The organism is Methylocaldum gracile (assembly GCF_053646815.1).
In genome coordinates, this window is the sequence record NZ_CM132196.1 from 1,192,998 (window position 1) to 1,212,579 (window position 19,582).

At 57.2% G+C, this 19,582-nt stretch carries 21 protein-coding genes; 6 read left to right on the forward strand and 15 right to left on the reverse strand.

All coding sequences use genetic code 11. From position 1 onward, the window contains the following. Positions 1–302 precede the first annotated feature (302 nt). Positions 303–1,178: a radical SAM protein gene (locus tag ACWJJK_RS05275; protein WP_454128714.1), complete on the reverse strand. Its 876-nt coding sequence runs from the start codon at positions 1,176–1,178 to the stop codon at positions 303–305. Positions 1,179–1,359: 181 nt separating this feature from the next. Between ACWJJK_RS05275 and ACWJJK_RS05280 the strand changes: the two genes are divergently transcribed. After that, the gene (locus ACWJJK_RS05280) at positions 1,360–2,040 is read left to right on the forward strand and encodes a hypothetical protein (protein ID WP_077729444.1); all 681 of its coding nucleotides are present in this window, start codon (positions 1,360–1,362) and stop codon (positions 2,038–2,040) included. A 396-nt stretch (positions 2,041–2,436) separates the two neighbouring features. Here ACWJJK_RS05280 and ACWJJK_RS05285 read toward each other — a convergent pair whose 3' ends face one another. Beyond that, entirely contained in the window at positions 2,437–3,165 is a 729-nt protein-coding gene (locus ACWJJK_RS05285; protein ID WP_156880700.1) for an oxygen-binding di-iron domain-containing protein, read from the reverse strand. 214 nt (positions 3,166–3,379) lie between these two features. Next, positions 3,380–3,769 (reverse strand): GNAT family N-acetyltransferase, encoded by a 390-nt coding sequence (locus ACWJJK_RS05290; RefSeq protein WP_156880701.1) that lies wholly within the window; start codon positions 3,767–3,769, stop codon positions 3,380–3,382. A gap of 312 nt (positions 3,770–4,081) precedes the next feature. On the opposite strand from ACWJJK_RS05290, the gene ACWJJK_RS05295 reads away from it, so the two are divergent. Together ACWJJK_RS05295 and amoC are read left to right on the forward strand one after the other, a co-directional pair. After that, the gene (locus ACWJJK_RS05295; RefSeq protein ID WP_434101558.1) at positions 4,082–4,681 is read left to right on the forward strand and encodes a helix-turn-helix domain-containing protein; all 600 of its coding nucleotides are present in this window, start codon (positions 4,082–4,084) and stop codon (positions 4,679–4,681) included. 207 nt (positions 4,682–4,888) lie between these two features. Further along, positions 4,889–5,704, forward strand: a complete 816-nt coding sequence (amoC, locus tag ACWJJK_RS05300) for a bacterial ammonia monooxygenase, subunit AmoC (RefSeq protein ID WP_454128715.1) — start codon at positions 4,889–4,891, stop codon at positions 5,702–5,704. A 122-nt stretch (positions 5,705–5,826) separates the two neighbouring features. Here amoC and ACWJJK_RS05305 read toward each other — a convergent pair whose 3' ends face one another. The 5 genes from ACWJJK_RS05305 to ACWJJK_RS05325 all read right to left on the reverse strand — a co-directional run bounded on the left by ACWJJK_RS05305 (position 5,827) and on the right by ACWJJK_RS05325 (position 10,888). Next, on the reverse strand, positions 5,827–6,339 hold the full coding sequence (locus ACWJJK_RS05305) for an HXXEE domain-containing protein (RefSeq protein WP_156880702.1): 513 nt from the start codon (positions 6,337–6,339) through the stop codon (positions 5,827–5,829). A gap of 139 nt (positions 6,340–6,478) precedes the next feature. Continuing rightward, positions 6,479–7,564, reverse strand: coding sequence for a hypothetical protein (locus ACWJJK_RS05310; RefSeq protein ID WP_454128716.1), 1,086 nt, complete (start codon positions 7,562–7,564; stop codon positions 6,479–6,481). Positions 7,565–8,044: 480 nt separating this feature from the next. Continuing rightward, positions 8,045–8,509 (reverse strand): pyrimidine dimer DNA glycosylase/endonuclease V, encoded by a 465-nt coding sequence (locus ACWJJK_RS05315; RefSeq protein WP_156880704.1) that lies wholly within the window; start codon positions 8,507–8,509, stop codon positions 8,045–8,047. A gap of 278 nt (positions 8,510–8,787) precedes the next feature. Next, positions 8,788–10,269: a PQQ-binding-like beta-propeller repeat protein gene (locus ACWJJK_RS05320; RefSeq protein WP_156880705.1), complete on the reverse strand. Its 1,482-nt coding sequence runs from the start codon at positions 10,267–10,269 to the stop codon at positions 8,788–8,790. A 193-nt stretch (positions 10,270–10,462) separates the two neighbouring features. After that, entirely contained in the window at positions 10,463–10,888 is a 426-nt protein-coding gene (locus tag ACWJJK_RS05325) for a hypothetical protein (RefSeq protein WP_205780704.1), read from the reverse strand. 563 nt (positions 10,889–11,451) lie between these two features. On the opposite strand from ACWJJK_RS05325, the gene ACWJJK_RS05330 reads away from it, so the two are divergent. The 3 genes from ACWJJK_RS05330 to ACWJJK_RS05340 are packed head-to-tail and all read left to right on the forward strand — an operon-like array spanning position 11,452 to position 13,678. Beyond that, positions 11,452–12,060, forward strand: coding sequence for a CDP-alcohol phosphatidyltransferase family protein (locus tag ACWJJK_RS05330; protein ID WP_454128717.1), 609 nt, complete (start codon positions 11,452–11,454; stop codon positions 12,058–12,060). Further along, positions 12,057–12,998: a phosphatidate cytidylyltransferase gene (locus ACWJJK_RS05335; RefSeq protein WP_156880707.1), complete on the forward strand. Its 942-nt coding sequence runs from the start codon at positions 12,057–12,059 to the stop codon at positions 12,996–12,998. Before ACWJJK_RS05330 ends, ACWJJK_RS05335 begins: the two co-directional genes overlap by 4 nt. Before the next feature lie 2 nt (positions 12,999–13,000). Next, the gene (locus ACWJJK_RS05340; protein ID WP_077729463.1) at positions 13,001–13,678 is read left to right on the forward strand and encodes a lysophospholipid acyltransferase family protein; all 678 of its coding nucleotides are present in this window, start codon (positions 13,001–13,003) and stop codon (positions 13,676–13,678) included. Positions 13,679–14,117: 439 nt separating this feature from the next. On the opposite strand, the gene ACWJJK_RS05345 is transcribed toward ACWJJK_RS05340, so the two are convergent. The 7 genes from ACWJJK_RS05345 to ACWJJK_RS05375 form a co-directional block, all read right to left on the reverse strand. After that, a complete protein-coding gene (locus ACWJJK_RS05345) occupies positions 14,118–14,948 on the reverse strand; it encodes a hypothetical protein (RefSeq protein WP_156880708.1) in 831 nt (276 codons plus the stop codon). Continuing rightward, entirely contained in the window at positions 14,942–16,042 is a 1,101-nt protein-coding gene (locus ACWJJK_RS05350; RefSeq protein WP_086134316.1) for a hypothetical protein, read from the reverse strand. Before ACWJJK_RS05350 ends, ACWJJK_RS05345 begins: the two co-directional genes overlap by 7 nt. Positions 16,043–16,448: 406 nt before the next feature. After that, positions 16,449–16,892: a DUF2269 family protein gene (locus tag ACWJJK_RS05355; RefSeq protein WP_454129032.1), complete on the reverse strand. Its 444-nt coding sequence runs from the start codon at positions 16,890–16,892 to the stop codon at positions 16,449–16,451. A 45-nt stretch (positions 16,893–16,937) separates the two neighbouring features. Then, positions 16,938–17,375: a hypothetical protein gene (locus ACWJJK_RS05360; RefSeq protein WP_454128718.1), complete on the reverse strand. Its 438-nt coding sequence runs from the start codon at positions 17,373–17,375 to the stop codon at positions 16,938–16,940. Beyond that, complete coding sequence (locus tag ACWJJK_RS05365; RefSeq protein WP_077728917.1) at positions 17,372–17,851, reverse strand: GNAT family N-acetyltransferase; 480 nt, start codon at positions 17,849–17,851, stop codon at positions 17,372–17,374. The genes ACWJJK_RS05360 and ACWJJK_RS05365 overlap by 4 nt, the downstream gene beginning before the upstream one ends. 60 nt (positions 17,852–17,911) lie before the next feature. Continuing rightward, positions 17,912–18,502, reverse strand: coding sequence for a hypothetical protein (locus tag ACWJJK_RS05370; RefSeq protein ID WP_077728755.1), 591 nt, complete (start codon positions 18,500–18,502; stop codon positions 17,912–17,914). Between the two features lie 516 nt (positions 18,503–19,018). After that, positions 19,019–19,444, reverse strand: coding sequence for a YiiD C-terminal domain-containing protein (locus tag ACWJJK_RS05375; protein ID WP_156880711.1), 426 nt, complete (start codon positions 19,442–19,444; stop codon positions 19,019–19,021). Positions 19,445–19,582: the final 138 nt, after the last annotated feature.

Consider the following 19,582-nt stretch of genomic DNA (forward strand, 5'->3'; position numbering starts at 1 on the left):
GGATTTACATAGCAACTGCACGATTTCGCGCTGAGGGGAATAAATTTCTTTGCGGTGTTCAAGATTCTACGGCCCGTGGCGATCGGCCGGGTCAATCGGGAGTTTGCGAAGTGCCCCGAATCCTACCGTCCGTGCTTTCTCACCGCGAAGTTGCGCTGGTTCCCAGACTCCCGTTTGGGAACCCAGTTCGAGAAGCTCCCGCTTCGCGATTCGCATGCGGTTTTGAGAAGCTTGAGTTTCTCGGATAAGACTCCGAAGCGGGAGCTTGGGAGCCAGCGGAAAGAGTGTCCTTTCGGGTCGAATCATCGGTTCACGCGGACGGCCATGTCGAGAGCTCGAATGGACTCGGCGATTCGATCCAGAAATGCCTCCGGCAAAGCCGAGAGCCGTGGCGCCTGCTCCTGCATCGAGGGCCGCGCGAGGCCGTAGAGCAGGATGCCTCGGATCGGCACGCTTCGCCGTTTGAGCTCGGCCAAGAAATCCAGATACGCGTCCAGTTCCGCTTCGGAAGGCGGCTCGCCGTCGAATGCGAATAGGCAGGTTTGAATCCAAGCGGGACAAAGCCGTGCGCTGATCTCCAGATTGCGGAGCACGGTCTCCGGGGCGAGGTTGACCTGGTTGATCCGAAGCATGCCCTCGGCCGTCGCGCTGTCGACTTTGAACCAGACTTCGCCCCCGAATTCGCCCCAGCGTTTCACGCCTTTCTGCACGACGGGCTTGTGCATCAGGCTGCCGTTGCTGATCAGCACGAGCTTGATCTTGCCGAGCAGGCCGAACTCGCCGCAAACCGCGCCGATCCACTCGACGATCCGGTCGAAGGTCTTGCAGCTGGTCGGTTCGCCGTTTCCCGAGATGGCGATGTCCTTGATGGCGCGCTGTTCGTTCGGTATCTGAAACCGTTCGTAGAAATCGCCGAGCAAGACATCGTTCAAGAGTCCGAGCAGCTCTTCTCGCAGACAGTCTTCATCAATGTCGGGAGCGGCGCCGCGGGCGAGATCCGGCACCTGGCAGTAGACGCAACGCCAGTTGCAGGCATTGTTGGGGTTGAGATTGATGCCTATGGATAACCCGCCGGAGCGCCGGGAAATGACCGGGTAAACATAGGTGAGGCCGGCGCTGTCGCGGCTGTGGTTCGTGGTGGTGAGTTGACGCATGAATTGACGGGAGGGTTTGCTCATTAGTCAGGCGTGATGTTTACAAGTTTCTTGAAATACTACCTTCCCCGCAATCGATTTTGCCCGAGCCCAAGGCCTCAGCACACCGTTTTGCCGCCGTAGCCCGGTTCCGGCTCGGTGTTGAACTCAGACTCGATTTTCGACATCCTTGACGGGTTCATTAGTTGACAGGGAAGTGCAACATATGGATACAACAGGGACTGTTTCCGTTTTTCCGTTCGGCGGACGCTGCGGGTTTACCCAGGAACTGCACGATCTCGCGGTGAAAGGGATAAACTGCTTTACAGTATTCAAGATTCTACGAGCGGTGACGATAGGGCGGGTCAATCTGGAGTTTACGCAATGCCCCGAGCCTTACCGACCGAGCTTCCTTACCGCGAAGAGGCTTCGCGAGTTCGCCCTTAACCCCGAAAACGGGATGTCGGAGAGCTTCATAGAGGAGGCGCTGGCAAAAGGCGACGAGTGCTACGGCATCTGTGACGGCAATCAGCTCGCCTCTTACGGCTGGTATTCGTTTCGCCCGACGCGCATCGATCCTCCGGATCTGCTGCTGCGCTTCAACCGCGACTACGTCTATATGTACAAGGGATTCACGCATGCTCGCTATCGCGGGCAGCGGCTCCACGCGATCGGGATGACGCTGGCTCTGCAACACTATCTCGGTAAGGGATACAGGGGACTGATCTCCTACGTCGAGTCGAACAATTTCGACTCGCTCAAGTCGGTCTCGCGGATGGGATATGAGGAGTTCGGCTCGATCTATCTGATGAGGATTTTTGGCCGCTACCTCACGCATGCGAGCCGCGGCTGCGAAAGCTTTGGCTTCGCCCTCGAGGAACTGTCGGCGGAACCCGCCGGATTGTAGCGGCATCCGGCCCAACCCATTCTCTCCCAGGGAGCCGATCTACAGCGCAGGCCATCGAGGTCAAAAGGAATCAGACGCGACCATTTTGCTTCCTCGGGCTGCCCATCCTTTTCGGAGCGTAGCATGAAATATCCTAGTTTCCGAAATGCAAGCGGCAGGTCCAGAAGTGACCGAATGTGTACGGTGGCGCCTTGCAGTTGCTCCAACGTATGCGAGGTAAGAACCGCAATTACCCGCATGCCGGCTTTCAAACCGGACGCTACTCCGGCCGGGGCATCCTCGAGTACGATACAGCCCTTTGGCGGGACAGGCTCGGAACCGGCGGACGCTTCATGTTCTCAACGGCCGAGGGAGTAGGTCGGTCATTGGGGTATCCCCAAGGCCACGCAGCCTGTACTAAGCCGATAGTGCATCGGCCAGAGCACGCAGCAGTTTCGCGCCGTCGCCGGACCAGGCGCTGCCGTGCATGCACGCCAGGGTGGTCGGCTCGGTGGCGGCCAGCCGCTCGAGGAGCGCATGGGTATCTCGCCCGTGCGAGAAGTAATCCATTTTCTGTCGGAATGCCTCGCTGGGTCCCAGGATGTCCGTTTCCGTGACCGGGGGTAGATTCGCGCCGCCCTGCGTGAACAGATCGCCGCAGAGCAAGGTGCGGGTTCGTTCTTCCATCAGGAAGCCGCATTCCCAGGCATGGGGCAGATGGGGCGTATCGAGCCAGCGCACGCGATGTTTGCCCAAGGTCAGCGTCTCTCCGTCTGCGAGCGCCCGAGGAGCCCGATCGGCCATATCTTGGATGGAGACCATCGCCGCAACCGAACCGCACACGGGCACGGATCGAGGGGACACGGCAAGCCATTCATTGAGTGATCCACACTCGTCAGCCTCCACGTGCGAAAAAGCGATGTAACGAAGCCGTTCGACCGGCAGTATGCTCGCCACGGCTTCACGCACCAAAGGAAACATCTTTCGAGGCCCGGCGTGGAACAGCAAAGGCTCATCGTCGACGATGAGATATTGGTTGAATGTGAAGCCGCCTGCGCCTTCGATCACCACTGGCGTATTGATGCGGTAAATCCCTTCGGAAACTTCATGGACGTTGGTCCCCGATTGGCTATTCGTAACAGTCATGGCATTCTCCTTAATCCTTAATTATGCGGTTCATGATGGGAAAATAGGTCCTCGTTATCCAAGGCTGGCGATAACAGGTTAATTCGAAAAAGAGAAAAACGTTTCCTAAGCCCAGAGTCCCTATTGATCGTCCTTCTTAAACGCTTTTCTCAATGGGCTTTCCCATCACCATGACGCTTTTGTTTTCATGAAATCCTAATGATGAGTAGAAGCGCTAAGGGATATTATCTCTATGGGTAACCAGGTATATTCTTGATACTCCACTTTCTCTTAGCATTTCCTCAAGCGTCATCGTAAGAGCTGTGCCGACTTTTTCCCTTTGAATGGCTTTGCTGATACATATTTCTTTTAGGCAATAAGGCGTAGCGAAATTCCATCGCTTAACTCCTTCAAAAAGAAAGCCACATGTATCGTCGATACTTATTACCTTGATAGCGACTGCTTTAGGAAAAGCTAGAAAGTCACTCGGCTTTTCAAAGGTATTGTTCGGCGTCCATTCTTCATTCCAGGGAAACTCATGAAAACTAGCGACATATAGATCAGAACAACGGACTAAATCACCATCATCAATGTTCGAAAACATTATTTCCATCGTTTTGTTCAAGCTATTGCTTCAGTAGCGAAAAAGGGGGTAGACGCCTAAAATACCAGTATATGACCCTATTTTTTTCCGTTTTGATAACAGACCAAGTCGAACCCGCCGACGGACAATGGTAGCGCCTCGATAAAATTGACGGAAAATTTTGCAAACTTTAGCCTATTCTGAAATTCTTGCAGATAGTCCTCCATGAGTAGTTTCCAGCAACTTTTCTCCTCAAAACGCCGACCCCAAGTTAGTTGTGAGTCCTGCAGTCTCGGCAGACTCTGCATTCCGCAGGGCCTTAGCGAGCAAGAAGTGGAGTTGGTCAGCAGGATCGTGACAATCAATCGCACGCTCGGCAAAGGCGACTATCTCTATCACAGTGGGGAGTGGTTCCACCGCTTTCTGGCGCTGAAGTCCGGCACGGTCAAACTGGTTACCCTGGACGGCGCAGGCAACGAGTATGTCGTCGATTTCGTGATGCCAGGCGAACTGCTGGGCTTCGACGGACTCAGCGGAGAGCGTTATACCTGTTCCGCGATTGCTTTGGAAACGGTCAGCTACTGCGAGCTGCCGCCTCATCAGCTGGAACGGTTGGGACGGGAAATCCCCAAGCTTTCGCAGATATTGTTGCAGCTTTCCGGAAGTCAATTCCAACTGGGCATCCAGCGGGTTGTCCTTAGCCGCCGCCAGGCCGACGAACGTTTGGCGGCGTTCCTGGCGCATCTTTCCGAGCGCCATCGAAAGCGAGGATTCTCGCCAACGGAGTTTCGTCTCAGCATGACCCGGCAGGAAATCGGAAATTATCTCGGTCTGGCACCGGAAACCGTAAGCCGCCTAATGAGTCAATTCGAGGCGAGCGGGCTGATCCTGGTACAAGGCAAGATGGTCCGCATACTCGACATGGACGGCTTGCTGCGATTCTGCCCACAATGATTCATTACCCGCTTTCCCCCGAAAAACTGATCTGGATCAGTTTAGAGCCGCTCAGCGGCTGACCTGAAACAAAATACCCGCCATCCCCTTTCTTTATGATCTTCGCCACGGTCAGACCTCTTCAAGGTCGCGCCGTTGCAATGATCAAGAGCTGTTCGCAGCTCGTTCGACAAGAACCAAAACATATTGATTTTAGGGGAGCACACGATGGCTACTAGCGATTTCGATATGCAGCAAGAGGCAAAAGCGACTCCTGCCGTCGGCGCACAGGAGAGCGATGCGCCGCTGCTCAACAAGCGCAATCTTTTCGGCGGCGTTGCACTGTACATCGCCTTCTACGTCTGGGTGCGCTGGTATGAAGGCGTGTACGGTTGGGCGGCCGGTCTGGACTCGTTTTCACCGGAATTCGAGACGTACTGGATGAACTTTCTATACACCCAGATTGTGATCGAGGTCATTGTGGCGTCTCTTCTGTGGGGGTATATCTGGAAAACTCGCGACCGCAATCTCGCCGCCGTGACGCCGCGCGAGAACCTCCGCAGGAATATGACCCATCTGGTTTGGTTGTGCCTCTACGCCACGGCAGTGTACTTCGGCGGAAGTTACTTCACCGAGCAGGATGCAACCTGGCATCAGACCGTGGTGAGGGATACCGACTTTACGCCCAGCCACATCATCGAATTCTATCTGTCCTATCCGATTTACATCATCACCGGATTCGCCTCGTTTCTCTACGCAAAAACCCGTTTGCCGTACTTCAGTGTGGGCATCTCTCTTCCCTACATTGTCTTCACCGTCGGCCCGTTCATGATTCTTCCGAATGTCGGTTTGAATGAATGGGGCCACACCTTCTGGTTCATGGAAGAATTGTTCGTGGCACCGCTGCATTACGGCTTCGTCGTATTCGGCTGGTTCGCACTGGCCATCTTCGGCGTGCTCTTGCAAATCATGGATTGCGCCAAACAGCTGATGGGTAGGGAAGTGTGCGATGCGATCGACGCCGGTGTGTTGAAACTTAGGTAAGATATCCTCCAAGCTCGCACTTTAGTGCATGAGCAAGGCGGTTTTGCAGAGGGGTGCAAAACCGCCTTTTTTATTCCTTCTTACGTCATAACGCCTCTGGTATTTCTTTGGCTTCGTGCGGGTTATGGCAACGGCATTCCAATCCGCAGAAATGCCGGTCTGGCTTTTCGGCCAATGAAGAACAGTACCGGTATGCTCGCCAAAATGACTGCAACACTCGCTGGACCAAACCACGCGAATTTGTCGGTGCTGATAGATCCATCCTGCACTCCAACATACAGCAGCATGCTGCACACCGCCAGATTGAATAACAAAGCTGTTGCCGTGCCTGGCATGTATTGGCGCAACGCAATGGTTGCCAAGACATGCGGAAAGAAGACATTCAGCAGCATTGCCAACGCGTAGCCGGCTATAGCGTAGGCTGCCATGGCTTGCGGGCCTTGTATCGAGGAGAGATATGCGACTCCATAGGCAAGAAGCGCAAGGACTGCCGCAGCGAATCTGAACTCAAACGCACTCACTGGAGCGCGCCACCGACCGCCGCGCATAGACCACTTCGGTAAAAGCAGCGCTTCTTCGGCATTGTGCAGAGTGACGGCAACTGCAAACAGCCAACCAAGCGTTGAGTAGGTCATGGAAAGCTAATGCCCCGGTTCACCACCGCAGCCACCGGAGGGGACGCCGGCGAATCGCGTAGAGTTGCTTCTTGCTTTCATGCATTAGCACTCGATCCTCAAGCAGGGCAAGGTGTCCGGGACCAATCCCAAGCAGCCGCTAATCGTTCATCAGTTCAAATGACCCCAAGGGCAAAGCGCATCCGTTCAACAGAACATCGACCCGGTGCGTCCCGGTGTAATGTTTGCGCGTCGTCATTTCGGCCAAGGAAATAGTCTTCCCCAGTTGTACGGTTTCCTGAGGCGCGAGCTCGATAGTTTTTAATTTGAAAACCTTTGGACTGGTCTTTCCGTTAGCCTTCACAAAATGGACGCGGAAATCCACCAACACACGCTGCCGTTGCGAATCGGTGTTTGTGATTTCAAAGGCGATCGCCACCGAGCCCCCAATCATGGGGCGTTCAGGGGTGATGCTCGCTTTGTTTACCGATACCTTTGCATTTTTGCCGAAACCCAGAACCTCAAGAACTCCCGGTTCGGCACGCTTCACGGCTGAACGTAGCGCATGATGGATGAGCCAGCGTCTTTCATCCGTCGCATCCTTCATCCACCGGTGTGCGGTTTCGACAAGTATTAACGGATGGTCTTTACCGATATCGTTCAGATTATTTGCCACGGAACGGCGCACATAAAGTTCCGGGTCGTCCTTTAGCAATTCAAGCAGTGCCAACACCGGTCGGGGGTCTTTCTGGAAAGACCGCAGCCGGGGCGCCCACGGCAAGCGGGGACGCGTTCCCTCGGATACGAGGCGACGAACATGGGGACTTTGGTCTTTCGCCCAAATCGTAAGGCGAGCAAGCGTTGCTTCCGGATACCGCTCCAAGAATGGCCGAATGCTGAACTCGGCAGAAAATCGTTGCGTCAGCTCGTATTGGGCGTGCATCGAAACCTCGAAGTGGTCGAGCCCGTATCCCGCAACAAAGCAAACGTGCGGAAGATACAGGAAGGGCGCCATTCCGAAGTTTTCGGTCTTTTCGAGTTTCGGACCGAGCGAGTTAATCAGTATCTCGACGGCCTCCGCATAGTCGTCAGGCAAATGGCGGCGAAGCGCCTGTGCGATCTTCAATCCACGACGCATCAGATCGAGAGATTCGTATCCGTCAAGAGCGTCTCTGATGAAGGCGTCAGCAGAGAATCGATGAAATTTCGCAGATATCATCCCGGCAATTTTGCCGGGCACGTCCACTCCGAATTGATTCTTGAGCGGTTCAGCCAAGCGAAGACTCCTTGTATAAGAAACTGTTCGAATTCACCGGGTCGTTGTGAGTCGCGCGAAACGCCGCTTTGCGACGAAACCGGCGGGATGACGGCTTGGACGGCAAGCTCATCGGTGATTCACCGCCAGTTTTACGCCGAACTCGACGAGCCGCCCGCCGCAAGCCGAGTCGCGGGTTCGGGATAAACTGGGTCAGGCTATTTTTGTTTGACCCCGCCTGGTTCCGTTTCAGTGAGCATAGCCACTTCGCCTAAAGAAATCTGTACCAAATTACAAACGTCTGATTCTTTCAGCGAAAAACCGCATTCCATCAATTACGCGATGGCGTCGACAGTCGGGCATTCCGTCGTTTCATGCGGCGCAATATCCGGGTACGCCACGTCCTACGCAAGCCGACCCTTGTTGTGACCTGTAAAGTGGTGAGGCGAGACGATGATCCGAGGGCGGACCTCAAGAGCCGGCTGCACCCGGTTGTCGGGCGTCGCCGTGCCCTTTCTCCCATTCGGCGATACCGCCAGGCACAGTGTAAAAAAGCGGGTGCGGTTCCGGAATGCGGACGCGGGCGATCCTAGCCAGCCATCCCGGATCGCGTGCTTCCAACTTACTCAGTAGATGCAGCCACTCGAATTCCAGTTGTCCGCGGCTTACCGCGATACGGCCGTCTGCCCGCGAGCGACTGATCTTTGTCGCCGCAAACCGGTAGCCGCGGCTTGCCGCCTCCGCGTAGACCGCCCTTAGGTACTCGGCAAGGAATCCGACCGGGTCAGGCTGGGTGCGAAAACGATGAAGTTGCGGGTGATGAACGTAGCCCTTCGTTTTTCCTTCGAGTACGGCCTGGGCAAGCAGGGCCTCCCGCCACAATGTGACCAGACCGCATGAGTCGAGATATTTCGGATGCAGACTCCAGAGCCTCATAGCCGCTACTTTTTAACTGTTGTTCAACCAAAAACCGACACCGAGAACGACGCAAGAGTTCGCAGCTTCGAGGTGTATAAGTTGATGGCTAGTTGAGGCGTTTATTGTTTGACTTCGGCCGCTTCCGTTTCACAAAACGAATCACTTGGCACAATCCGAAGCCAATACGAAAGCCCGACCCGTTCACAGGCTGACCCGCCCGACACGGTGAGTTTCCGGGGATATTGGTGGTACGCCCATTACTTTACGCTTGGCGCCGTGATCAGCAACAACGGCCGTCAGGGTCTCGCTGATGCCGGCGCGATCGGAGGACGTACCGTGCCCGGGCACAGGCTTCCGGGAGGACAACGCGACGGCGGCGCCGGAAAGCCATAGAGCGTGTCGCCCGCGAGCGCATAGACCCTTCCGTTGGCGGAGATCGCCGGCGACGAGAGGCCGCCGCCTTCCCAGAGGAACTCCTCCACCACTTGAAGGCTTGCCGCGTCGATGGTGTACAGCTTGTCCACGCCCGAGACGAAAATATGAGTGCGCGATGCCGCCGCGGGCGCGATCGATTCCGACGCGAGCGGGATGTGCGGATCAACGACGCCCACGTTCGGATAGGTGCTCACCAAGGTGACCCCGCCGGCCCGGTCCACCATGACGATCTTGCCGTCTCCGGTGATCGTCGGCGTCGTGCCGGTGTGGGGTACGACAACCTCCGTCCAGTCGACCGGATGCGGTCCCGCGAATAGAACCCAGCCTTGCGAATCCGAATTGCCGCGCACGACCGAATGCCCGTCGCCGAGCATGACGGGCGAGGACATGCTGATTCCCCTTTCATCGTTGGTGATGTGCTTGCGGAAGTTCTCTTGAAAGCCGGCCTCCGGCGAGAAGGTGTAGCCGACGATGTTCTGATAATTGTCGGCAACGACCACGAACGGCTCGTTACCGATCGATGTGAACAGGGCCATGCTCGGCATTGGCGGATTGACTTCGGGCGGCAATTCGTTGGGCTCCGGTATCGGTACCGTTTCCTCGAGAAAACAAGGAGGAAGAAAGAAGAATATCCCACACAAAGTCTCGCCGACGCTCGCGCCGCCCGTTATGTCGCCGTAATCCACGGTGGTGACCGGCTGGTTGAACAGAACGCCGCCGCCGGTGGAAAACGCCACGATGCTGATCACGTGGCCGTTGTAGCTACGGTGAAGGACCGGCACGAGGATGACTTCGGTCGCACCGGAGCGCCAGATGTTGGGCGCCGCGCTTGTCACACCCGTTCCGAATTGAGCCGGCGTGAGGGTGCCTTCCGGAAAGGGGGCCGCCCAAAGCATGGCGGCGGTGGAAGTGAATCGATACAGGGTCAACTCGTTACGGGTGACTACCTGGCCGCCGCGATGATCGCGCACGGTCCTCGCGCCGATCACATAAATCGAGCCATCGGCGCCGATGACCGGCGAGGCCACGATTTCATGGCCTGGCGTGTCGCGCATCCATTTCAACGTGCCGTCCGGTGCGAACGCTTTCAGCAGACCGGCCCGATTGCCGAGATAAACCGTACCATCCGCGGCGATGACGGGGCCGGCGCCTATTGCAAACGAGCCGAGATCGGCGACGCGCACCAGGTCGTTTGCAGCGGGTGCCGTATCCACATTGACGAATCCCCTGTTGGCGGCATCGCCGTGCGCATGGTCCCAGGTTGCCGTCGCGCCCGACACTGCCGAGAGCAAGAACGCGGCAAGGATGATGTTTCGAACCGAACAGAGTTGCCTGTGCAGCATGGCTTATTTCCGCTCGTCCAGATTCTCTAAAGGGTCAATGGACGGATCAGACGTTTACCGTTCATTTCGGCGGCTTCCGTTTCACTCGGCATCGTCGTTTCGCGCGAAGAGATCCTAGGCCTATAGCAAAAGTCTGCCCCCCAAAAAGAAGGACCGCGATGGCCAAACCTACGGGCCCCTTTGCTTCCGCAAATCAATAAGCCCACCAGTATCCCGGTCCCCACAGTTCCCAATTCATGGCGGCATCCTCGTTCATTTCGGCGGCCATTCTTTGGTCTTCGGCGATTCTCTGTTGCGTTGCCAATCGCTGGTAGCGCTGGTAAGCCTCCTCCGGCCCCCAGTAAACGCACCGGCACGTCGTGGCATCGGCGTAGACGTAATACACCGTGCCGTCCTTCTCGTGCGGCACCAGCTTGTGCTGGGTCAGGCTCTTAACATGGGCGAGCTTGTCCGGGGTGTCGGCGGGTTTTACCTTGAACCCTGCCGCGGCCAGCAATTGCTCGGTGTCCCTCGCCCGGTCGGCCTCCATCGTTGCACAAGACGAACAAAGCCCACCCAGCATCGCAAAGGCCAAAACCCCGGAGAAAATGCGCGGGTTGAAAATACGCTGCGTGTCCATGTTTGAATCACTCCTTTGATCGAAACCTGTCAGCCATTCCTTGTGTGACACCTCTCCACCGGGAATATATCCACAGATATCTACAAATAAGCCCGACCGTTTCCCGCCGTACCCATTTGCCAATTCGGCAATACTGCCGGGTGCCGGGTAACACAAAGCGGGTATGGCTCCGGGGTGCGAACGCCGATGATCCCAGTCATCTCGGATCGCGCGTTTCCAACCGACTGATGAGATGCCGCCATTCGAATTCCAATTGTCCGCGGCTTACCGCAATATGGCCGTTTGCTTGCGAAAGCGCTGAAGTTGTGGGTGATCAATAGCCATGTCTTTCCTTCAAGTATGACCTAGGTACGCAGACCCTCTGGTCGTAAAACAATTAGGCCGTATGGGTCGTGATATTTCGCAATAGGTGGGACATTCGTTTTACTGGCAAACTATGCCGGGTTTCCTAGGCGTTGATTTGAGGTGCATCGAACAGCTTGAGAACCGTCTTGCGCGAGGCGGACCAGCTATGCCCAGAAAAATGAACTCCGAAGCTTCAAAAAAAGAATAAGGACAACATCATGCCCAGCATTTACCAACTCAAACCCCTGTTCCAGCAAAGCCTGAGCGGCATCGTTCGAAAACTGGCGGCTATCGGTGTTACGGCCAATCAGATCACGGTATTGGCGGCGGCGCTTTCCGTCGCTCTGGGCGCGGCGCTGGCGTGGTTTCCGCAGAGCGCGTCATTGTGGCTGAGCTTGCCGGTCTTTTTGTTCGTGCGCATGGCGCTCAATGCCATCGACGGCATGCTGGCGCGGCAGTACGACCAGCAAAGCGCGCTGGGCGGGCTGCTCAACGAAGCGGGAGATTTGGTCTCCGATGCCGCGCTGTATCTGGCGTTCGCGATTTTGCCAGGCGTCCATGCCTGGCTGGCGGTGGCCGTGGTCCTGCTGGCCTGGCTGACCGAGTTCGTCGGCGTGTGCGCCGTGACGGTCGGCGCCTCGCGCCGCTATGACGGTCCCATGGGCAAGAGCGACCGGGCGTTCGTGTTCGGCGCTTGCGGGTTGGTCATCGGGTTGGGGTGGCCTGCCGGGTCCTGGCTCAATGTCGTGCTGACGGTCGTCGCCTTGTTGTCGCTGGTTACGGTGTTGAACCGCGCTCGCGCGCTCCTGGGGGAGGTTCAAGCATGAATTTGACGCACCTGCCCGATGTGTTGCTGTATGCGCTGGCCGGCATATTTCTGCTGCTCGCCATCGCTTCGATAATCACTTTCCTGCTCCCGAAGCGGTATCCGAACAAGGACTACACCGAGCTGCGGCTGCGTGTACGCACCTGGTGGCTGATCGTCGCCGTGTTCTGCCTGGTGGTGGTGTCCAGTCCGTCGATGGCGGTGGTGGTGCTGGGGCTGGTGAGCTTTCTCGCCTTCAAGGAATACCTTTCGCTGATCCCGACGCGCCGTGCCGATTATCGCGTTCTGTTCTGGGCCTATCTCGCCATCCCGGTTCAGTACTACTGGGTGCACATGGCTTGGTACGGCATGTTCATCATCTTCATTCCGGTATACATGTTCCTGTTCCTGCCGTTGCGCATGGTGCTGGCCGGCGATACACAGGGGTTTCTGCGATCGGCCGGCATCATCAGCTGGGGTTTGATGACCACCGTGTTCTGTCTCTCGCACATGGCTTATCCGCTGGTGTTGCCGCAGCCGGTGGGCGCGCATTACAACGGCGCGACGCTGCTGCTGTTTCTGGTGGTGCTGACGCAACTCAACGATGTCGCGCAGTATCTCTGGGGAAAGAGCCTGGGCAGGCGCAGGATCGTCCCGAACGTCAGTCCCAACAAGACCTGGGCGGGTTTCCTCGGAGGCGTTGCGACCACGACGCTGCTGGCCTGGCTGATCGCACCCTGGCTGACGCCGCTGACGGAGATTGAGTCGTTGTTGGCGGGGCTTTTGATCGGGATTTGCGGTTTCGTCGGCGACGTGGTCATCTCGGCGCTGAAGCGCGACATCGGCGTCAAGGACAGCGGCAGTTTGCTGCCCGGTCACGGCGGCATCCTCGATCGGTTGGACAGCCTCACCTACACCGCTCCGTTATTCTTCCATTTCATCCGTTATCTGCACTACTGATCATGCAGCGCCTGCTCCGCCTGTTATTCGTCCTCTTGGTGGCGCGTCCCGTCACCCTGTTCGTGCTCGGCCTCAATATCCGCAATCGGGAACGGCTGCCGGTGCGCGGCCCGGCGATCGTCGCCGCCAATCACAACAGCCACCTGGATACCCTGGTGCTGTTATCGCTGTTTCCGTTGCGCGATATTCACCGGGTACGTCCCGCCGCAGCGGCCGACTACTTTCTCAGCAAACCCTGGCTCGCATGGTTTTCGCGCAATTTCATCGGCATCGTGCCGGTCACGCGGGGCGGCGGGAACCGCCATCACGATCCCTTGAGCGAATGCCACGAGATACTGGCCCAGGACGGTGTACTCATCATCTTCCCCGAAGGCACCCGGGGCGAGCCGGAAACCATGCAAAAACTGAAGTCCGGCATCGCCCATCTCGCCATGCACTGCCCGCAAGCGACGGTCGTTCCCGTGTTCACGCACGGACTGGGGCGAGCCATGCCCAAGGGCGAGTGCCTGCTGGTGCCGTTTTTCTGCGATATGTTCGTGGGCGAACCGATGCGCTGGACCGGCGACCGGCGCAGCTTCATGGAACTATTGGAGTCGCGGTTCAGGTCCTTGCAATCCCAACTGAATCCGGTAAATCACCTGTACGAAGGCGCCACCAATGCCCCCGAGTCGCACCAATGAGCGCCGCTTTACAGCCACGGCGGAGAATTCCGGCATTTTTGACAGGCTGAGTCCCCATCGCCGGTTCTCGGTCATGCAGCCGTGCCGGCGCTTAGAGCGTTTTCTTCTCGTTCGTACGACAAAACAGGCTCGGCGGAAGTGGTTGGCGCCTTCGGCTGGGGTGAATTGATTCAAGCCTTCGTAGGTCGGCAATCCTTTGCCGACGAAGACGCTCGGCCGGGACGTGGCGTCGGGAAGGGGGGCTTCGGCGCTCCAATCGCAAACGGTCATCCCAGGAGCGCTGGGATGACCGTTTGCGATTGGAATGGATTCCCGACCGACTCGCGAGTGCCCGTATAGCCGACGTAGCCCGGATGAAGCTTGCGGAATCCGGGATGATCGGCGCTTCTACCTCCCCGGATTTCGCTGCATTTCATTCGGGCTGCTCGCTGTATGGGACTCATTCCCGCACGACATGCCATCCCGATTCGCTGGGCCGGAATTTCAGTTGACCGTGCTTGAGCGGAATCACGGCGCTGCCGCTCTCGACCAGCGGCAAATCGGTGGGCAGTTGTTCGAGGTCGGGCGAGAACCATTTCCAGCCGCTCCCGCGCGGCAGCTCGGTGCCGAACTCCAGCGGGTTCTGCAGCCAGACCAGGTCGGGCAAGCGCTGCTGCTCCGGCAGGCTCATATACCACCGTATCCAGCGGCTGTCGCGCGAATATCCCTGCTGCACGTATTCCTCCTGCCATGCGGGCAGTTCCGGCGCGGATTGCATGACGATGACCGTCGGTTCGATCGAGACGATGAAGAAGCGATAGGGCGCCACGCGCTGGGAATAGGTCACGATGGTGTTGCCGTAATCGTCCTGGTGGTGCACGTCGCCGGGCTGCAGCTGTTCATAGACGCTATAGGTTTCGAAGGTGCCCGCTGCGGGCCAGGCATTCATCGCGCGGTGTTTCTCTAGGAAGGCAAAGGCCTTGTTTGCCGTGTCGAGCGGGTACTCCTTGCGCCACGAGTTGGAGCCCCACGCGGGGACGCGGGTGATCCCGTTGTTCCAGTCCCAGGATTTGAGCGAATAGTAGCGTGCCTTGCGGCCGGGCGCCGCCCATGGCAGGTCTGAGTTCGTGGCGATTTCCTTGGCGAAAAAACTATTGAGCACGGCAACCTCGATCCAGGGCAGGGCGGCCAGGAAAACCCCGAGCGCGAGCAGTGCGCCGAGTACCAAAAGTATGATCGTGACGATTTTCATGGGCGCTGCGCCCGCATCCGGCGTGTCATAAGTCAGCAATCGTAGCCCCCTTCCTGTTTCACGGTCACTCCGGGAAAGCCGGCGAGCATTTGCGCGGCGTCGCGGATGGCGCGCGAGCCGTGTCGCCCGTAAACGGACCAGACTCCGAGCTGCAGCATCGCATAGCCGGGCCCCTTGGCCGGCTGCAGGTCGACCCAGGTGGCCTGCACCGGTTGCCCGAGCTCGAACATCACGCTGTCCCGCAAAGTCGAGGCGCACCAGATGCCGTTCGACTCGCTGCTCCAGAGTGCGAAGCTGTGCGGGTTGAGCTTGGCGGCGATATTGGCAGGGGTATCCAGAAGTGTGGGTTGGTACAGGCTGATACGCGCCTGGCGTGCGGCCAGCGCCTGAGGTGTGGCGTCTCCCGTCAGCCAGTACGCGTTCTGCGGCCAATCCAGCACGAAGGTCCGCAACTGCGACGGCCGTTCGGCCATGGCCGTCAGCCGGGCGACGCGAGCACGCCATTCCTCGATATAGGGTTGCGCGGCCAACTGCTCGTTCCAGCTCAACCACAAGGTGCCGGCGGATTGGCCGCCGTCGACTTTACGCAACCCGCCGTAGATCGAGAGACCGACGCTGGTCTCGGGACGTACCCAGCGGGCATAGAACGGCACGCAGTCGGCCGGATCGGCATAGGACGGGATTTCGGAACGGCTCACCTGGTCCGGTGGTCCCAAGCGTTCGGACAGGGGCGCGGCCCAGATTTCGGGCTCGGGCGTTCCGGTCCCTGCGGGCGCCAGCTCGAAATCGACGCTCGTCACCGGGCGATCCGTCGCGGGTGCCTCCAGGTGGACGTTCACCGCCGCAAAGCCGTAAGCGCTCGCGCAGAGCAGCCTGACTTCTTCCGCCCTGTGGCAACCGTGCCCCGGCTGAATGCCGAGCTGCCGGCACGCTTCCTCGAGCGTCGCGCCCCAGGGAACGAACTGATCGCCGATCCCAAAGCCCTTCTGCAGATTCAGCATGTGGATTCCCCCTCCCGTAACGAAAACGATGCGGCGAGTATAGTCAACGGGGCGGGTGTCGGCGTAGCGTGCGCCCCGGCCGTAGTGCGGAATAGGGTATTCCCGCATTCCGCCGATGGAGCCGCTTCCCATGCGGCGGAATACGCGGGTGCGCTGGCATTCTACATGAGCTGAATTTTGAGTGAGGGGATTTCTATGTCCTTGAGGAAGCTCTGAACAAGTGGATTCCGTTCATGTCCCTTCGACAGGCTCAGGACAGGCCTGTCGAAGGGCTTAATCAGAGCTTCCTTAACATGGTAGTCCAGCCGACATTTGGAGCGCGGCGCAAAACGGTCGGCTGGAATGACAAACTAGGCCCTGTGCTCCCGATGTGCCACCGTATCCGATTGGTAAGCCGCTCAACGGCGCCCCTCGCATTTGACCTCTTCCTTGAACTCCTCACGGCTGGCTTCAAGCTTAACCTTTCGGGGGCACCAGCATTGCTAAGAACTTGCGCAAATGGAACACCGCGGAATTCGCGTCCGTGCTGACGGGTTTGTTAGGACTCCCGTTTCGCTTCCCCCCATGGGTACAGCTTCGGGATATACAGTGTCAGCGCCGTTGCGATGACAACAGCAACGACGGTGCCGACAATAAACAGCGTCCAGCTCATTGGCCGGATAGCGCCAAGCGCGACTATCAAGAATAGGATGGGCAGATCAAGAAAATGTGTGAAAGTGGGAATCCCTTCGCCCCGGGCCTTCTCGAGCTCCGGCGTAATCGCGCCCGCCTGCAGGGCCTCTCTGGTGATGCGCCGCAGGCGCATGAAGTAAAAGCGGGTGACCGTATTGCCCTCGACAAACTCGAAGGCGAAGAGCACAACCATTCCGAGCAACCAGGGAACTTGCACGAAATTCCAACCGCCATAGAACTCGATCATCATCCAGGTTCCAGAAGCCAGCAGAAGAAGGGCTCCCGGTACAACCAGTCCATCGTAGAACACTATGGCCAACGCCTGTGCTCAGCCGCTGGCAAACCGCACATCGGTTTACCAGTTGGTTGGAGCGGATTTTTGGGTGCGATGGACCTCAATGAACCACTTCGGCCTGATTCGCCAAAAGTCCGTGCGGACATGGCTTGCAAGCGCCTTCTTGGAGTCCAGCACAACGGGACCACGAGGCCCGCGCCAGAAAACAGCCCAATGCCAGAAAGGCCGACCCTGCTCCAAGTGCCACCTGGTGGAGAGAAGGGCAAGTGTAGGTAAAGACTCCCAAGACTGAAACAGCGACTCATCGGGCGAAGCATCAAGCCCGAACTGCCGCAGAAGCGTGCGAACATGATGCGTTTCTGACCAGAGGCGCCGATCCTCCGCGAAAATGCCGAGACTATTCGCCACAGCCTTCGCCTGTTTGTAAGTGACTCCAACGAGTGCAGCGACGTTCGCGATGCCGCATCCCGTTATCTCCTCCTGAATGACCGGTTTCATAGCAAAACCTTCAGTTTGCGCCCGCCGGTTATGGAAAAGCCCTCGCGTTCATAGAACGCCAGAGTTCTGTCAAATTGTGGCAGGGGAGGGGTTGTTACCTCCAATCGAGTCCAGCCACGTGACGAGCCGAACCCCTTGGCCTGAGATACAAGGCGAAGACCCAATTCATCCGAGCGGTACTCCGGCCGAACGTAAAGTTCGGGAATGGTGCCAAATGCTCCCTCCGCGTAGAGGGCGTAGCTTTCATAAAGGGAAATGAACCCTGCTGGCCTTCCATTTTCGTTGCGAGCGACAAAGACGAAATATTTCTCTTGATTAATGAAGTCCGTCAGCCTAGATGCTGTTTCGGCAAAGTTGAAGTTGAACGCCTGAATTCCGATGGCGTTCGTGATTTCAGCCAGCAATTCGCCAACCATTTCGGCGATTTCCACTGCATCCTTGGCAGTGGCTCTTTGGATGGTGATCTCTGTGCTCATTTCATGACACCCAACGTTCGCCATAACCGGCGTGGTTAGGCGGTTTATCGTTTTGTGCTTTCATGTTGCTAATGCTCGTCTTCGAACTGTGACCATTGCCATTAATGACATACATGCCGCAGCTATAGCTGCGGGAAACAGAACCGTCGTGACCGAGTAACTTTCAAGGGCCAAAATTACGAGGACATTACGGGCCGCGAACAAGGCGAAAAATAGCAATGACTCTGAATGCGGGGAACTATATGCCTTCCTCACCGTTGGTCCAAACCCCAGAATATCTACAGTGGTAAGAATGACGACAGCCCACAGTGGGTCTGATGTAAAGTACCAAAGCGGTAACGAAGACAGCGCCGAAACGAAAAACATCCAATCGGTTCTTGTGATCGTAATGTCCGTGCGCTTCACGTAAGCCAAGACCGCGACAAAAATGGTGATGCTTCCCGAAACCCCGATGGGCCAAGCACCAATTCCACCTTTTCCTTCAAGTTGGGCAAGAAAAACAACGAAGGTTGTCGCGCCCCAAATGACCCAGGAAAAAACATGGGGTCGGGTTGCGCCGCTAACGATTGCGCGGATATAGGGAACAAAGGCCGCAAAAGTGAGAGCAATTGCGACGGCGCTCAAAATCTCTTTATACGGTTGGGTCCCCATGCTTTTATTCGCCTAACGATGCTGTGGAAAAAGCCAGTTTTCGAACATTTTTGCGTCTGTAACTCGTTGATTGGTTGTGGACTGGGTTTTCGAGTAGGGCGTTTTTCTACATTCTCAACGTGAAGCTTGAGGTGCGTGGAAACAGGCGGCAAAGCCGGCTGTCGGAGTGCCTCGCTCGAAGTGAAAGTTAGGGTTATAACTGGCCACAGACTGGACCGTATTCATCCTCATCCTCCATTATGCAGCCAAGCCAAAGACGAAGCGCCTCTGCACGTCTTCCGGTCTGATTCTTCTTACACCAGTTGACTGCGCGGTTTGTCCATTCTGTAGGAGCCATTGTAAGCGCCCCCTGTATTTCACAACTCTTGAGCCAAGCCCTTTGTACGGCCACTATTGCCAGCGCAAAAACGACATGTGCCAATCTCGGTGACATACCTGCCCCCAGTGACCAAGCTCGGCCGCAGCCTTACCGGAGCGAAGCGAAGCGGAATCAAGGCCGTCGACCGAAGCGACCCGTTATGTCTTCCCCTGCGGGAGGCCTTGCACGAACCAATCAAACATTCCGACGGATGTGACGACACCATCAGAGTCTCTGACCTCTACATCGACGGTGATGGACGACCGCCGTTTCTTTTCAAACTGCTCTTTGAATTTTGAAACGGCCTCTTCGGATACGGCTGGGAACGCGAAAATAGCACTGCTTGCCGGCCTTTTGAATTTGACATGGGATTCTCGCAGGACCGGCACAACCTTCCCCGCAAGCTCGGGAAACAGTCGTTGCAGTGCTTCGCCACTGGCTGTCTCGGCAAGCGCGAACTGTGCGCTCGCATGTATCGTGTTCAAGTGGTTTTGCGTTGACGTGCTGAAGGGCAGTTTAAGCGTTCCTTCTTCCGTTCGGCATATCCCGACCTTCTCTATAAAGGGAATTGCAGTAACATCCATGCGTCTTTCCTTTTAAGGTTAAGGCGGGGGGCGCGCCCCTCTTGTCGGAGGGGGGCAATCGACGACGCTCGTGAGGTCCGGAGACTTTGTCCCGACCGCAGGCGAGCGGCCTTACCACGGCGTTCTTCCATCTCGGAT